Raw genomic sequence first — 15640 nt, 5'->3', positions numbered from 1 at the left:
GGCCGACGGTCGGTTACCCAGCGCAACCCTTCGTTACGCGGAATGACTCAATGAACCACGTGATCCGGCGGCGGGGGCAGCGGCGGCGCCTCCCGCCAATATCTCCCGACCGTTTGCTGGTTGGTCAGGTTGCCGGACAGTGTGACTACCTCATCCTGGGTGTAGGGGTCGCCGTCGGGGCTGGCCTCACCCCGCAGTCCCTGTGCCCAGGCTTTCACCCAAGCGGCCATCCCCGGCCCCAACCTCCCCTTTTTGCCGGGGTCCAGGGACACCCCGTCGGGGAGTTCCACCGTCTCCAGGTATGCGCGGAGGGTCGCGGGTCCATCCTCGCCGGGCCGCCAATGAACCACGTGATCCGGCGGTGGGGGCAGCGGCGGCGCCGCCTCCCGCCAATATTTCCCGACCGATGCCTGGTTGATCAGGTTGCCGGACAGTGCGGCTACCGCGTCCTGGGTGTAGGGGTGGCCGTCGGGGGTGGTCTCATCCTGTAGTCCCCGCACCCAGGCTTTCACCCATGCGGCCATCCCCGGCCCCAGCTTCCCCTGTTTGTCGGGGTCCAGGGACACCCGGTCCGGGAGTTTCACCGTCTCCAGGTATGCGCGGAGGGTCGCAGGCCCATCCTCACCCGGCCGCCAATGGACCACATGATCCGGCGGTTCTGGCAGCGGCGCCGCCTCCCGCCAATAATTCCCCACCGTTTGCCGGGTGATCAGGTTGCCGGACAGTGTGACTACCGCGTCCTGGGTGTAGGGGTGGCCGTCGGGGGTGGTCTCACCCCGCAGTCCCCGCACCCAGGCTTTCACCCAAGCGGCCACCCCCGGCCCCAACCTCCCCTTTTTGTCGGGGTCCAGGGACACCCCGTCGGGGAGTTCCACCGTCTCCAGGTATGCGCGGAGGGTCGCGGGCCCATCCTCACCGGGCCGCCAATGAACCACGTGATCCGGTGGCGCCGGTAGCGGTACCGCGGTTGTGGATGTGGATGTGGGTGGGGGTGGGGGTAGTGAGGACTGCGGGGTCACCGGTCGGGCCGCAGGGGCCGGCATGGACGCCGCCGGCGTCTGCAAAGCTGCCGGGCCGGGGGGCATGACCTGAGTGTCCGAGAGGTCCAGGGCAACCGTCCTGGGATACCCGGATCCGACACCATGGTCACCGTGGAATCCCGACCCGGCCGAGGTCACCGCGATGGTGACTTCATACACCTCCGACATCAGACGTAGCAGCACCCCCTCAAGGTGAGGAACGGACGTCCCACGCGTGTCCAGGGCCTGCCGCAGCATCGCCACATCCGCCGTGGACAAACCGTTCTCCTCCACGAAGCCGGTTCTGCCCACGACGTGGTCGAACTCCACTCGCAGACGATGACGCACATCCTCAGCCCCCGACGCCAATGTCCGCTCACCCGCTGCGGACCCCAGCCCCAGCACACCGGCGAACCGCGTGAACAACCGGTCCCACTCGTCCGACCACGACAACCCGGCCGGCCCGGACGGCAACAGGACAGCAGCGGAAACAGCGGCGTTGTAATGGTTGTAGAGGGCGGGATTCGCCGGGTCGCCAGCGACGTAATACAAGCTGACCCCCCGGCCGTCCAACGGCCCGAACACCGCCACCGGGCTCACCCCCCACCCGGTGCGCTGCAACACCGTGATCCGACTACCCGTGGCATGAGCCAACAACGGCAGCAGGAACTCCCCACCCGGCCCACCCCACCGACGACCCCAATCAGCCACCGTCTCCACGACCTCGGCGAACTCGTCCGCCTCCAACGGCCCATCAGACGTAAGCAACACATGCACCAGATAGTCACGCGCCCGCTCCGGCGCCAACAACGCCACCTGAAAACCCCGACCACGCTCATTGACAAAATCCAACTGCTCCTGCGGCACCTCCGTCACCGGACCCGGATCCCACCCCAACCCGACCAACTCCGCACGCGCCTCCTCATACCGCTGCCCGACCCGCCCCACATCCAGAAACCCAGCCTCAGTCACCACACCACCCCCCAACACCCCCTGACCACCCAGACGTTCCACCAACCGCGCCACCACCTGCCCATCACTGAGCCCCCGCACCTGCCGCCACGGCTCCCCCTGCGGCAGAAACACCCGCCGCATCACCACATCCGCCGGCAACCCCCCGACCCGAGCACCCAGATACGACAGGACAAGCCCCTGCAACAACCCATCCACCCGGCCCAACTCAGACCCGACCGGCACCACACCACCCAACCGCCCCACACCGACACGCACCCCACCAGGATCAGACAGCCACGCATACAGATCCGCCGGCAACACCCCCGCCCCCGCCAACACGTCCCGCACCCACACCGGATCAGCCACCACCAACGCCGACAACACACAAAACCCATCAGCCGGCACCGGAAACTCCCACCCAGGCTGGGCAACCCCACCCACACCAGCCGCAACCCCCTCCCGCGCAACCCCCACCGGCGCCGGGCCCCCCACCACCGACGACACCCACGCACCATCCACCCCTGGCGCCCCCGACAGCGGGGACTCGACCTGTCCGGTGTCCCGCGCCGGCCCCCACCCGTCGTCGAGCTGTGGTATGACCAGATCCATCCCCTCCAGATCCGAGGGGACGACATCCGGGAACGCCTGAACACCAAACGCCAGACCAGGACCAGACGAACCGACCTGATCGGTGCCGTCCGGTGGCGTCCACCCCCAGCCCGGCGGCGATGCCGACAGATCCACGCCTGCCGGACCCAGACCCACGCCCGGGTCCAGGTCCGGCATCCCCGGATCCTCCACGAATGCCGGGTCAAGAAGCGCCGGGTCAAGAAGCGCCGGGTCGCGTTGAGACGGGTCGTGGTCTCCCGCGTCCCGCTGGTACGGGACCGCCACGGTCGCGGTGTCCTCCACTGCTGAGAGCGCCCACGGACCATCCAGCCCGGGCACTCCCGTCAGCGGGAACTCGGCCTGTCCGGTGTCCCGCGCCGGCCCCCACCCGCCGTCGAGCTGTGGTATGCCCAGATCCATCCCCTCCAGATCCGAGGGGACGACATCCGGGAACGCCTGAACACCAAACGCCAGACCAGGACCAGACGAGCCGTCCTCGCCCACCGGACCGGACCTCGGGGAGTCGACCGGGTCGGCAACGGTGGTGTCAGCCCGCATCGCGGCCCACGGACCATCCAGCCCGGGCACCTCCGACAGCAGGTACAGAGAACCGACCTGATCGGTGCCGTCCGGTGGCGTCCACCCCCAGCCCGGCGGCGATACCGACAGATCCACCCCTGCCGGGCCTAGACCCACGCCCGGGCCCAGGTCCGGCAACCCCGGATCCTCCACCAATGCCGGGTCAAGAAGCGCCGGGTCAAGAAGCGCCGGGTCAAGGAATTCCGGGTCGAGGAGTTCCGGGTCGAGGAGTTCCGGGTCGAGGAGTTCCGGGTCGAGGAGTTCCGGGTCGCGTTGAGACGGGTCATGCCCATCCTCGCCGGGCCGCCAAGTGGCCACGTGATCCGGCGGTGGGGGCAGCGGCGGCGCCACCTCCCGCCAGTATTTCCAGACCGTGCTCTGGTTGATCAGGTTGCCGGACAGTGCGGCTACCGCGTCCTGGGTGTAGGGGTGGCCGTCGGGGGTGGTCTCACCCCGCAGTCCCTGTGCCCAGGCTTTCACCCAAGCGGCCATCCCCGACCCCAGCCTCCCCTGTTTGTCGGTGTCCAGGGACACCCCGTCGGGGAGTTCCACCGTCTCCAGGTATGCGCGGAGGGTCGAGGGCCCATCCCCACCGGGCCGCCAATGAACCACGTGATCCGGCGGTGGGGGCAGCGGCGGCGCCACCTCCCGCCAATATGTCCCGACCGTTTGCTGGTTGATCAGGTCGCCGGACAGTGCGGCTACCTCATCCTGGGTGTAGGGGTGGCCGTCGGGGGCGGTCTCACCCCGCAGTCCCTGTGCCCAGGCTTTCACCCAAGCGGCCATCCCCAGCCCCAACCTCCCCTTTTTGCCGGGGTCCAGGGACATCCCGTCGGGGAGTTCCACCGCCTCCAGGTATGCGCGGAGGGTCACGGGCCCATCCCCACCGGGCCGCCACTGAACCACGTGATCCGGCGGTGGGGGCAGCGGCGGCGCCGCCTCCCGCCAATATCTCCCGACCGTTTGCTGGTTGATCAGGTTGCCGGACAGTGCGGCTACCGCGTTCTGGGTGTAGGGGTGGCCGTCGGGGGCGGTGTCACCCCGCAGTCCCTGTGCCCAGGCTTTCACCCAAGCGGCCATCCCCGGCCCCAACCTCCCCTTTTTGCCGGGGTCCAGGGACACCCCGTCGGGGAGTTCCACCGCCTCCAGGTATGCGCGGAGGGTCACGGGCCCATCCCCACCGGGCCGCCAAGTGGCCACGTGATCCGGCGGTGGGGGCAGCGGCGGCGCCGCCTCCCGCCAATATTTCCCGACCGATGCCTGGTTGATCAGGTCGCCGGACAGTGCGGCTACCGCGTCATGGGTGTAGGGGTGGCCGTCGGGGGTGGGCTCATCCTGTAGTCCCCGCACCCAGGCTTTCACCCATGCGGCCATCCCCGGCCCCAGCTTCCCCTTTTTGTCGGGGTCCAGGGACACCCCGTCGGGGAGTTCCACCGTCTCCAGGTATGCGCGGAGGGTCACGGGCCCATCCTCACCCGGCCGCCAAGTGGCCACGTGATCCGGCGGCGGGGGCAGCGGCGGCGCCACCTCCCGCCAATATTTCCCGACCGATACCTGGGTGATCAGGTTGCCGGACAGTGCGGCTACCGCGTCCTGGGTGTAGGGGTGGCCGTCGGGGGTGGTCTTACCCCGCAGTCCCTGTGCCCAGGCTTTCACCCAAGCGGCCATCCCCGGCCCCAACCTCCCCATTTTGTCGGGGTCCAGGGACACCCCGTCGGGGAGTTTCAGCGTCTCCAGGTATGCGCGGAGGGTCGCGGGCCCATCCTCACCGGGCCGCCAATGAACCACGTGATCCGGCGGTGGGGGCAGCGGCGGCGCCACCTCCCGCCAATATTTCCCGACCGATGCCTGGTTGGTCAGGTCGCCGGACAGTGTGACTACCGCGCCCTGGGTGTAGGGGTGGCCGTCGGGGGTGGTCTCACCCCGCAGTCCCTGTGCCCAGGCTTTCACCCAAGCGGCCATTCCCGGCCCCAACCTCCCCTTTTTGTCGGGGTCCAGGGACACCCCGTCGGGGAGTTCCACCGTCTCCAGGTATGCGCGGAGGGTCGCGGGCCCATCCTCACCGGGCCGCCAATGAACCACATGATCCGGCGGCTCCGGTAGCGGGGCAACCCCACCCACACCAGCCAGAACCCCCTCCCGCGCAACCCCCACCGGCGCCGGGTCCCCCACCACCGACGACACCCACGCACCATCCTCATCAAGCGTCGGCACACCCAATCGACCCAGATCCAGATCCAGATCCGGGTCCGGGTCCGGGTCCAGATCCGGGCCCAGGTCCGGCATCCCCGGATCCTCCACGACCGCCGGGTCAAGAAGCGCCGGGTCAAAGAGTTCCGGGTCGAGCAGTGCCGGGTCGAGGAGTTCCGGGTCGCGTTGAGACCGGTCGTGGTCTCCCGCGTCCCGCTGGTGCGGGACCGCCACGGTCGCGGTGTCCTCCACTGCTGAGAGCGCCCACGGACCATCCAGCCCGGGCACTCCCGTCAGCGGGAACTCGGCCTGTCCGGTGTCCCGCGCCGGCTCCCACCCGCCGTCGAGCTGTGGTGTGCCCAGATCCATCCCCTCCAGATCCGAGGGGACGACATCCGGGAACGCCTGGACACCAAACGCCAGACCAGGACCAGACGAGCCGTCCTCGCCCACCGGACCGGACCTCGGGGAGTCGACCGGGCCGGCAACGGTGGTGTCAGCCCGCATCGCGTGCGACGGGCCGCGTGGCGTGCTGGTCGAGGCGAGCAGGAACCCACCGACATCGGTACCGGCCGCGGTGACCGGCCGCCGGTGCCCGCCGGTCCGGCCGAGGAGACCGCTGATCGTGGTGGGCCGCCCGTCCCCATCGAACACCGCCACCCGGGTACCGGATACGAACAGATGCCGCAGCCACGGATCACGTACCGGATCCTCCGGCTCGGGCCGGTCCACCGCCCCGGGCACCAGAGGATCCCGCACCCGGATCCTCGCCGGCCCGGAACCCCGCGGCTGGCTGGAAAGAGCGAACACATGCTGCGGTTCGTTCGGTGGCGCGACCCTGACCACGACCATCGACCCCGGCACCGCCCGCAACCCCGCCAGCACATCCTCTCCCGTAACCCCGCCCGGCTGAGCGACACGCTCCGGTACCGCATCGAGGATCTCCATCAGCTGCGACCAACCCATAGTCGGCGCGAGCCGCCCATCCGCTCCCATGACCCGGTCGTCGAACACCACCCGGTTACCCAGCCGCCCGTACTCGGCCCGGAACACATCGAACGTCGCCGCCACACACCACCACCCGTCACCGCCGCCGGGACGCACCTGCTCCGCGATAGCCCAGTCACCGCCCCGCCGCCCGGACTCGACCATCCCCACGGCCAGCCCAGTCGCCGTTACGGCCGGCTCACCGCGTCCGCCAGGCTCACCACCGATCGGTTCGTCCCACAAGGACACGCCACTGAACGAATCCGTGTCGCTGACTTCGCCCTTGACGGGGTCGCGGCTGATCGGCTCGTCCCGCGAGGAGAGGTCACCGACCGCCAGGGTGTCGTGGAAACTGCTGTCGCGGCTGAACACGTCGTCACTGGAGACGGACATGTCACCGACCGACATCCGATCGCTGGCGTTGTCGTGGATCGGCGTGCCGTCGGTGCGGGAGACCGCGCCACCCGGCACCGGACTGCGGCCCCCGGCCGCATCCGGCACGCCCGGCGCACCCGGCGTGCTGGGCGCACCCGGCGTGCTGGGCGTGGCCGGCACGCTGGGCGTGGCCGGCACTCCGGACGTGCCTGCCGCGCCGGGGGTGGCGGTGGCCTGGGCGAGTACCTGGTGGTATCCGTCGACCCAGTCCTGTCGGAAGGACCCGGCGAGGGCGTCGTGGTTGGCCGGCTCAACGCCGTACTGGTCGGCCAGGTCAGCGAACTGTTTTTCCGCCAGGCTGGTCGCTGCTGCGGTGTGCTGCTCCGGGGTCACCGGCACCGTCGGCACATCGGTGCGCCGATTTGCCGGGGTGTCCGTGCCGGCTGGGGTGGCCTCCGGTCCAGTGGTGTCCGGTCCGGTGGTGTCCGGTCCGGTCGCGGCCGTGAAGCGGGCGGGCAGGTCGGTGACCACCTGCCGGACCACGTCCGCCACGGCGTTGACCTGCGCGACGCCCGGACCGGCCACCGCAGCCGACGGCACGGTGAGCGGTGCGGTGAGCGGTGCGGTGAGTGGTGCGGTGAGCGGTGCGGTGAGTGGTGGGGTGGTGCCGAGGATCGCGTCGAGGCTCCGGTCCACGTGGGCCCGCACGTCACGCGCGACCGCGGCGCGCACGGCGTCCGACGGCACCGCCGCCGCCCCGGCGGCCCCCGGCACCCCAGCACCGCCCGGCACCCCACGGGCCCCCGGCACCCCAGCACCGCCCGGCACGCCAGCCCCTCCCGGCGGGTGAGCGGCCTCTGGCGGGACCACTGCGCCGGGCAGGGTGGCGGGCGTCGGTGTGCCGGTGGTGAGGTACTGGTCGATGTGGTGCTGGGCGGCCAGATGCACAGCCGCGCGCAACGCCTGCCGGTCGAACTCCACCGGCAGCGCGGCGACGACCAGCTCCGGCCGCACCCCCGCCGGGATCTGCCCGCCGGTGGTGACCGCCCCCGCGAGAGTCTCGGTGACACGGGCGACGGCCTGGTCCCGGACCCCGAACAGGTACCGCTCGGTGAGCGCGGTGGCGGGCAGGCCGATCCGGAACAGGAAAGCGGGAACGGCCGGGTCGTTCTGCCGAGCGTCGGCCCACTCGGTGAAGACCTGCTCGACCGGCACGGGAAGCGCGGCCAGCAACTGCCGCGCCTGCCCCGTCCCGGCAAGCAACCCACCGTAACGGTCCACCAGTTCCCGCTGGAACCGCTGCCACTGCTCCACCACCGGCGCGCCGGCGACCGCGACCCACTCCGGCACGGGCACCACCGGCACCGGCGGCACCGGCGGCACCGTCGGCACCGAGAAGTTCGGCACGGACCACGACGGCACCGGCAGGTCCGGCGTCGACCACGACGGCACGGACAGGGTCGGTGCCGACCACGCCGGTACCGGCGGCAACAGCGCCGGTGCCGACAGCGCCGGGGCCGGCACCGGCGGGACAGGCACCGGGGCCTGCCCCCCGGAGCCCGCACCCGCCGGATCACCGACCTCCGGCTGATAAGCGGACGGGTCCGCAGTGACCGGCGGGGGCGGCGGCACCGGCGCGACGGGCCTACCGTCCGCGGTGAAGCCGGTGCCAGCCGGCATCCGCCACCGGGGCCGCGTCGGGTTGAACCCCAGACCCACCGCGCCACGACGCGCACCCATCCCGGCCCCGGTCGCGGCCATCTCACCCGACCCCGACAACGCCCCGGAGAGCGCGTCCGGCCCGAGACTGCCCGTGTCGTAATGCCCGTCGACGATGTAGCTGGCACCGATACCGCCGACCACCTCCATGCCGACCTCCGACACCGGCACCATCGACAGGCTGGTCAACAGGTCACGCGTGGAACCCGAGACCCCGAGGTGCGACAAACCACCACCCACGGCACCGGCGAACCGGGCCAACGCCGGCCCGGCCGCCGTGGTCACACCCGCCACCGCCAACCCGTACAACGCCTGCTTACCGACCTGCCCCCAGTCGACCCCCGGCACCAGACCATCAGCCAACATGCTGATCTGCGCCAACAACGACGACCCCGGCATGAACAACATCTGAATCGCCGTGCTACTCGCCGCCGCCCGCACCATCGACGACCGCAGAATCGTCTGAATGATCGTCCGAACCTTCACGATGTGCGCCGCCGCCTCCACCGGCAGGAAGAACGCCATCGCGAACGCGACCGCCAACTCCGTCATCATGAAAATGAACATGACCAGCGCCTGACGATCCGTCAGCTCCATCTGGTTCAGAAAGCCCCGCATCGCCTGAGCCACACCGACCTTCACGTCGGCGACCCCGTCCAACAACTCCACGAACGGAGCCGTCTGCGCCACGAACCGGTCGAAGACCTCACCCTCCCCCGCCGCCCGAACCGCCTTGATCACCTGGGCCAGCTCCGGAACCAACAGGGCCCGCACCCGATCCGCCAGCGTCTCCAACGCGTTCAGGTCATACGCCAACACCGGCAGATTCGACCGGTGCAACCGCATCCCGGTGAACGCCTCCAACGCCCGCTTCGACGACTCACTGAGCCCAACGGAAGGAACGGCGGCCTCACCCATCGCGTAACGCCCCCTCCCCACCCCGATCAGAGGCACCCAATGCGAATCACCCAGCGGCCCAGACCACGGGGCTTGGCCCCTGATCCTGGACACGGGGTTTATGCGGCCGTGACCAGCGTAGCTGGCGTTGGGCGGGTGTTCTTCTCGTAGGTGATCGGTGGTTGCTGTCCGAGCCGGGAGTGGCGGCGGATGGTGTTGTAACGGTGCAGCCAGCGGAACGCGGTCAGCCATGCTTCGCGTTCGTTGGTGAAGGCGCGGCGGCCCTGGAGGGTCTCCCGCTTGAAGGTGGCGTTGAACGACTCCGCGGCGGCGTTGTCGGCGGAGCTACCGACCGCGCTCATCGACTGCCGGACCCCGGCCGCGTCGCAGGCGGCGGCGAGGCCCGAGACGTGTACTGGGCTCCGTGATTCGGTGTGCATGATCGCCCCGTCGAGGCTGCCTCGGGTGCGCCCGGCGGCGTGGAAGGCGTCGATGACCAGGTCGGTGCGCATGTGGTCGGCGATCGCCCAGCCCGCGAGGCGCCGGGAATGCAGGTCGAGGACGGTGGCCAGGTAGAGGAAGCCGCGCTCACCGACCGGCAGGTAGGTGATGTCAGTGTGCCACGAACGCAGGAGGAGAGGTGCGTATGTTGAGGTAGGTGCCTTTTCGGCTGCGGTGCTGCGCGATTGATGAAGGTATGGCCCTTCGGAGTCGCCCTGCGGGGGAGGCTTCAAACCGCCACATGCTGCGTTGGCTGAAGACGGTCGTGGTGAGCGATGTGGAAAAGGCGTCGTGAGAGGCGTCAGGTGGGGACCAGGAAGGCGAGCGTAAGCGAATCGCTGAGGACGTGTCGAAAACCTATGAGATGGCATCGAAACTGGGGGTGTAGATATGGCTCCAGGACAAGTCTGGCGGAAACCCGTCTACTGGCCAGATGGTGCCCGGCATGGAGGCGACGCGAGCCTGGTCTGCTGCTTTCGCGTGGAACGTGGGAAAGCGAGTCCCGATAGTTCTGCCATGGGGCAGGGAAAGGAGGCGTCCCGCAACGGCGGAAACCGTGAGGGATTGAGTACCGGTGCGGGGCTCGCTGGCGGACCGGCCTGTAGTAGTGACGAAGCCTCTGTAATGCCGGGTAGACGGCGGGGATTTCACCCGCCGTCCCCCACAGATCCGGACGTAAGCCTCTCGGCTTATCCGGCTCGTGCCGTTCAGGTGGTCAGGTCGTGTATCGCAGCGCCCAGTGAGCCTTTCCGCGTAACGGGTCGTGGCGTTGGGTGATCAGGTTGTGCGGTTGTGCTCGACGTGCAGGAGCACGAGGGCCGCCGCGGTGATCCTGCCGATGTTCCACGGGCACAGGCTGACGTTGCGCAGCGCTTTGAAGGTGGTCTTGAGCAGGGAGTTTCCGCGTTCGCCGATGGCGCGGACACCGTTGTGGGCCTTGTTGAACTGCTGCTGCACGTCGGTGCAGGTGCCGTTGCGCGGCTTCTTGAACGCGGTCGTGATCGTGTCGGCTTCGCCTTCGTAGCCAAGGTCGCCGAGAACCCGCCGCTGGTCGTTGGTCCAGGCGGTCAGCAGGGGCAGGATGCCGTGTTCGCGCAGGGCGGTCGTGTCATGTTCCCGGCCGGGACGCACTGGTGAGGTCCACAGCGGCCACCCGTCCGGGGCGGTGATGACCTGCACGTTACCGCCGTGGTTGTCGTGTTTGCCGGACCACCAGAGGTCCACTCCCGGCGTCGGCCCCGGTGTGCGGCACCGGTCGGTCTCGATCAGGGTCCCGTCGATGTTCACGTGGGCGTAGCCGGCCATCTTCGCCGCCAACAGCACCGATTCCAGGCCCGGCGCGTGCGCGGCGAGGACCCGGATGCCCTCGTGCAGGTAGGCGTAGCCGGTCGACGAGCTGACCTGGTTGTCGATGGCCAACTGCTTGACCCGAGTGCCGTCGAGGAACCAGCGGATCACCAGGATCGCCTGCTTAAGGCAGCTCAGCGACCGCGTCCCGGAACGGGTCCCGAGCCGCTGCCGTTGCCCATGCAGAAGCCCGGACAGGAACAACACGGTCTCCTCGCGCACGGACAGCTCGGCGGTGTATGTGACACTCATGGCGACGCAGGGCCCCTACTGAAGTTGATCTGTGGAAGGACCACTTCATACCGGGGCTCTGCGTCTTTCCCTTGCACCACAACGGGTCCGGGCGTGTCCGCACCGCCCACCAACGCCGCTACGCGCCGCACTCACACCGTTACGCGGAAAGGCTCAGTGTGGCGGTCACCCCGAGTTCGCGGGCGCAGCTGGTGTCGTGCAGGTGCCCGGGCATCGCCGCCGATGTCCAGATCGGCAGCCCGTCCGGGCGGATGATCGCTTGGATGTTCGCGCCGAAGTCTCGGTGCTTTCCGGAGTACCAGGCGTCGATGGTCTCGCCCTTCACGGACAGGGTGGTCTCGGTGAGCCGGTCGCAGTCGAACAGCTTGCCGTCGAGGATCACGTGGGACCAGCCGTCGTCGGCGACTCGACGCAGCGCGGCGTGCAGATCCTGCGCCTGCGCGGCGAGCACGGCGATGCCCTCGTCGCGGTAGCGGTACGCGGTCGCTCGGGAGATGCCGAACCCGGCGCCGAGCAGGGTCACGTCCTCGGCCTTGCGGAACAGACCAGCACCAGCAGCGCCTGGTAGAAGCAGGTCAACGCGCGGGTGCCGCGCCGTGTCCCCTTGGCTCGGCGTTCCGCGGCAAGCAGCCGGCCGAGGTACCGCACGAGTTCCCTCGGGACGTCGACCATGGCACGATATGCGATCACGTGGGGTCCTCACCGTGTGGGTGATCTTGTGGTGAGAACTACCTACCGAGGGCCTCACGTCCACTTCCAGCACCGTCCGGCCTGAGTGTCTTCATCCGTGTCGCACCAATCAACACTTTCGCGTCGCTGAGATCAGCTCACTGCTCCGAGGTAAAGAACAGCTAACGAAGTTGCCAGCCGAGCCATCCTCGCATCCTCACTGGTCTACGGGCTCTGGGACGACACCTGGACCTGTGTCGGCGGCCCGGCACTGATCCACACCCTCGAACGCGATCCGGTGGCCAACGCCCGCCAGGTCCGAGCCGACGAAGACGCGCGGCCAGCGAGTGACGGCTCACGTCCCGAGGGCCGCGGTCACCCTTCGACGAGGACTACCCCTGCCACTCCTCGGGGTTGGCAGCCGCTGGTCGGCTTGCCGTAGATCCGCTTCCCGTCCGGGCTGCGACCACGACCACAGGACAGGCTGCCGCCGATCCCTGCGCGCCCGGCTGCCGTGGTGGCTCTCCCGGGTAGGGTGGGTGGCTGTCCGCGTCCCGTGGGAGGTAGATGATGACGGCGCAGCCATCTCGACCGACGTTCGGGCTGGACGACTTCGCGCTGGACGACCGGATGCGGCTGTTCGGTTACGTGACGGCGGAGAACCGGTTCGCCTACCTGTGGCTGCTACGGGCGTTCGACTCGGCACGGTCCAGCTACCACGTGGTGCTGCACACCTCCGACGTGGCCGCGGCGCTGGCGACGTTGCACGAGGCGGACGCCGACTGCCCGGATCCGGCACGGCTGGAGCTGCCGCGGCTGCTCGACGCCCTGGTGGAGTGGGGGGTGCTCGACCGTGGACAGGACGGTTCGCGGGCCACGACGCTGGCGGAGTATCGCAACCGGCACTCGGTGTACCAGTTCACCGAGGCCGGGTACCGGGCTCACCGGGCGGTGGAGGCGGTGTTGTCGGCGAGCATGGACGACTCGACGTTGTCCCGGCTGGTCTTCGCCGACCTGTTGGCGGACCTCAACGCGCTCGCCGCGGCAAATGAGGCTGGGGACGCCGAGGAGGTCTACCGCAAATTCAACCGGCTGGACCGGGCGTTGGCCGACATCGCCGAGCGGGCGGCCCGCTTCTACCACATGCTGGGTGACCTGGGGCGGACCAACGACGTGCGGCCGGAGGTGTTCCTCGCGCACAAGGACGCGCTGCTGGCTCATCTGCGGGACTTCCACGACGAGTTGCAGCGGTACACTCCCCGGCTGCGCGCGGCCGTGCACGAGGTCGAGGCGACCGGCCTGGACCGACTGATCGAGGCCGCCGCCGAGGCCGACGAGCGGCTGTTCCACACCCCCGTGCAGCGGCTGGAGGACTGGCGGCGGCGCTGGGCTGGGTTGCGGTCCTGGTTGGCGCCGCCGGGCCCGGAGCAGCCCAGCGAGGCGGACCGGTTGTCGGACGCGACCATCGCCGCGATCGGTGACGTCCTGGCCCTGCTGCGCCGAGTCACCGAGGCGCGTCGCGGTGGGGTGAGCCGGGAGTCGCAGTTGCGGCACCTGGCCGCGTGGTTCACCCGAACCGGCACCCAGGAGGCCGCGCACGCCCTGTTCGACGCCGTCTTCGGCCTCGGTGCTCCCCGCCACGTCGGCGTGGCGCACCCGGATCCGGAGGCGATCGCCAGCCGGCTGTCGTGGTGGGAGGCACCGGCGGTGGAGCTGTCCCGAACCCTGGTGACCACCGGCCGGTCACCGGGGCAGGGCCGGGGTCGACCGGCCCGGCTGGACCGGGTCGACGAGCGCCGGCACAGGTTGCGCGGCGATCAGCTCGCCCGGGAGCGCCGGTTGGCCGACGCGGCGACGGCGCTGGCCGACGTGGGCGTGGACGATCACCAGTTGGACCGGTCGCAGACCCAGGTCCTGCTGCGCCTGCTCGACATCGCACTCGCCGCCCGGGTGGGTGGCAGAGCCGGGGTGCCGCTGGCGGCCGCCGCGCACGGCGTCCGGCTGACCCTCACCCCGACGCCGGGCCGGTTCACCACGGTGCGCACCGCCGAGGGCCGGCTGCATCTGGACGGGTACGCGTTGACGGCCACCGCCGCGCAGCACACCGCGGTCCGCCGTCCCGAGTTGGTGCCGGCGTGACCGCGGAGGCGGGGGCGCCGCGGTCGGCGGCGCACCGGTTCGCCGTCGACGTCCCGGAATTGGAGTTGGCGGACTACCAGCGGGCGGTCCGGTTGGTCCTGCGTCACCCGCTGATCACGGCGACCTGGCCCGACGAGCGGGCACTGCCCCGGGTACGGCGGTTCTCCCCCACCCTGCGCCGGGATCTCGCCGAGGCGTTCGGCTACCGACTGGAGCTGCACGGTTCCACGGCCCGGCTGGTGCGGGCGCAGGACCGGCTCGACGGCACCCAGCCGGCGGTGTCGCGCACCGGGCGGCCGTTCGACCGGCAGCGCTACGCGTACCTGTCGTTGTGCCTGGCGGTGCTGGGCCGCGCCGGGATCCAGATCACCCTCAGCGAGTTGGCCGACTCGGTGGCCGACGCCGCGAACCGCATCACCGGCCTGGGGTTGGATCCCGACCATGGCCCGGACCGGCGCGCGTTCGTGGACGCGGTCGGCTGGCTGGAGGAGCGGGGCGTGCTCCGGCTGGCCGACGGCTCCAGCGCCGCCTGGGCCAGTGACCCGGGGGCCGGGGAGGCGCTGTACGACGTGGCGCGGGACGTGGTGTTCGCGCTGTTCCGGCCGGCCCGGGTGCTGCAGCACATCGACTCGGTGTCGGCGCTGCTGGACAGGGCGGTGAGCAGCAGCGGCAACGCCGAGCGCCGGCAGGCGGCCCAGGCGGCCCAGGCGGCCCGGCGAGCGGTGGTGGAGTCACCGGTCGTCTACCACGCCGACGTCGAACCGGCGGTCGCCAACCATCTGCGCGGCTCTGCACTCGCCACCGATCTGGCCCGGCTGACCGGGCTGCGGGTGGAACGGCGGGCCGAGGGCGTGCTGCTGGTGGACACCGCCGGGTTCACCGCGGAGCGATTCCCGGGCACCGGCTCGGTGGCGCAGGCCGCGGTGCTACTGGCGGTGGAGATGGCCGACCGGGTGGCGGATCCCGACGGCCGCCGGGTCAAGCGGCTGCCCCCGCCCGACGGGCACGCCCGGCAGCAGGCGTTGGCGAGTCACATCGACGCCGGCCTGCCGACGGCCACCCTGGTACGCCTCGGCGACGCCGGTCCGGACGAGCCGTGGACCGCCGAGGACCGGGGTGACCACGACGAGGCCGACGGTGCCGGCCGGTTGCCGTTCATCACCGACAGCTTCCTGCGTACCGCCGTCGGGGAAATCCTCCAGCGGTACGGGACCGCGTTCGGGGCCCAGTGGCACACCGACCCGGACCGGCTGCGATTCGAGGCGGTCGCGCTGCTGGAACGCTTCGGCGCGGTCACCGCCGCGCCGGGCGGGGTGCTCGTCCGGCCGCTGGTGGGGCGGTACCGCCACACCGTTGCCAAGGTCAAGCCCCGCGCCACCACCGAAACCCTGTTCTGAGGAAGC

The 15640-nt window shown here is 70.3% G+C and carries 6 protein-coding genes and 1 pseudogene; 2 read left to right on the top strand and 5 right to left on the bottom strand.

Features of this window, described 5'->3' with window-relative positions; genetic code table 11:
- Positions 1-47 precede the first annotated feature (47 nt).
- The 5 genes and pseudogenes from GA0074694_RS09950 to GA0074694_RS32730 all read right to left on the bottom strand — a co-directional run bounded on the left by GA0074694_RS09950 (position 48) and on the right by GA0074694_RS32730 (position 12119).
- Positions 48-9350 carry a hypothetical protein gene (locus tag GA0074694_RS09950; RefSeq protein ID WP_141714021.1) on the bottom strand — a complete coding sequence of 3101 codons (9303 nt, stop codon included), beginning with the start codon at positions 9348-9350 and terminating at the stop codon, positions 48-50.
- Between the two features lie 98 nt (positions 9351-9448).
- Positions 9449-9943: pseudogene (locus tag GA0074694_RS09945) on the bottom strand (transposase); the annotation flags it as partial.
- A gap of 664 nt (positions 9944-10607) precedes the next feature.
- On the bottom strand, positions 10608-11429 hold the full coding sequence (locus GA0074694_RS09940; RefSeq protein ID WP_091455926.1) for an HARBI1 family protein: 822 nt from the start codon (positions 11427-11429) through the stop codon (positions 10608-10610).
- Positions 11430-11568: 139 nt separating this feature from the next.
- Complete coding sequence (locus GA0074694_RS09935) at positions 11569-11952, bottom strand: transposase family protein (protein WP_245714618.1); 384 nt, start codon at positions 11950-11952, stop codon at positions 11569-11571.
- Complete coding sequence (locus GA0074694_RS32730; protein ID WP_245714617.1) at positions 11949-12119, bottom strand: hypothetical protein; 171 nt, start codon at positions 12117-12119, stop codon at positions 11949-11951. The genes GA0074694_RS09935 and GA0074694_RS32730 overlap by 4 nt, the downstream gene beginning before the upstream one ends.
- A 549-nt stretch (positions 12120-12668) precedes the next feature.
- Between GA0074694_RS32730 and GA0074694_RS09930 the strand changes: the two genes are divergently transcribed.
- Together GA0074694_RS09930 and GA0074694_RS09925 are read left to right on the top strand one after the other, a co-directional pair.
- Positions 12669-14237 carry a TIGR02677 family protein gene (locus GA0074694_RS09930; protein WP_091455923.1) on the top strand — a complete coding sequence of 523 codons (1569 nt, stop codon included), beginning with the start codon at positions 12669-12671 and terminating at the stop codon, positions 14235-14237.
- Positions 14234-15634 (top strand): TIGR02678 family protein, encoded by a 1401-nt coding sequence (locus tag GA0074694_RS09925; protein ID WP_091455918.1) that lies wholly within the window; start codon positions 14234-14236, stop codon positions 15632-15634. Before GA0074694_RS09930 ends, GA0074694_RS09925 begins: the two co-directional genes overlap by 4 nt.
- Positions 15635-15640: the final 6 nt, after the last annotated feature.

This window comes from Micromonospora inyonensis, assembly GCF_900091415.1.
Classification (GTDB): Bacteria; Actinomycetota; Actinomycetes; order Mycobacteriales; family Micromonosporaceae; genus Micromonospora; species Micromonospora inyonensis.
The sequence above is the reverse complement of the archived record's forward strand: the minus strand, read 5'-3'. Positions and strand labels throughout refer to the sequence as shown.

What these genes read in the sequence shown, in the direction of transcription:
- GA0074694_RS09950 (WP_141714021.1), bottom strand. Translation starts at nt 9,350, where the DNA reads ATGGGTGAGGCCGCCGTTCCTTCCGTTGGGCTCAGTGAGTCGTCGAAG.
- GA0074694_RS09930 (WP_091455923.1), top strand. Translation starts at nt 12,669, where the DNA reads ATGACGGCGCAGCCATCTCGACCGACGTTCGGGCTGGACGACTTCGCG.
- GA0074694_RS09940 (WP_091455926.1), bottom strand. Translation starts at nt 11,429, where the DNA reads ATGAGTGTCACATACACCGCCGAGCTGTCCGTGCGCGAGGAGACCGTG.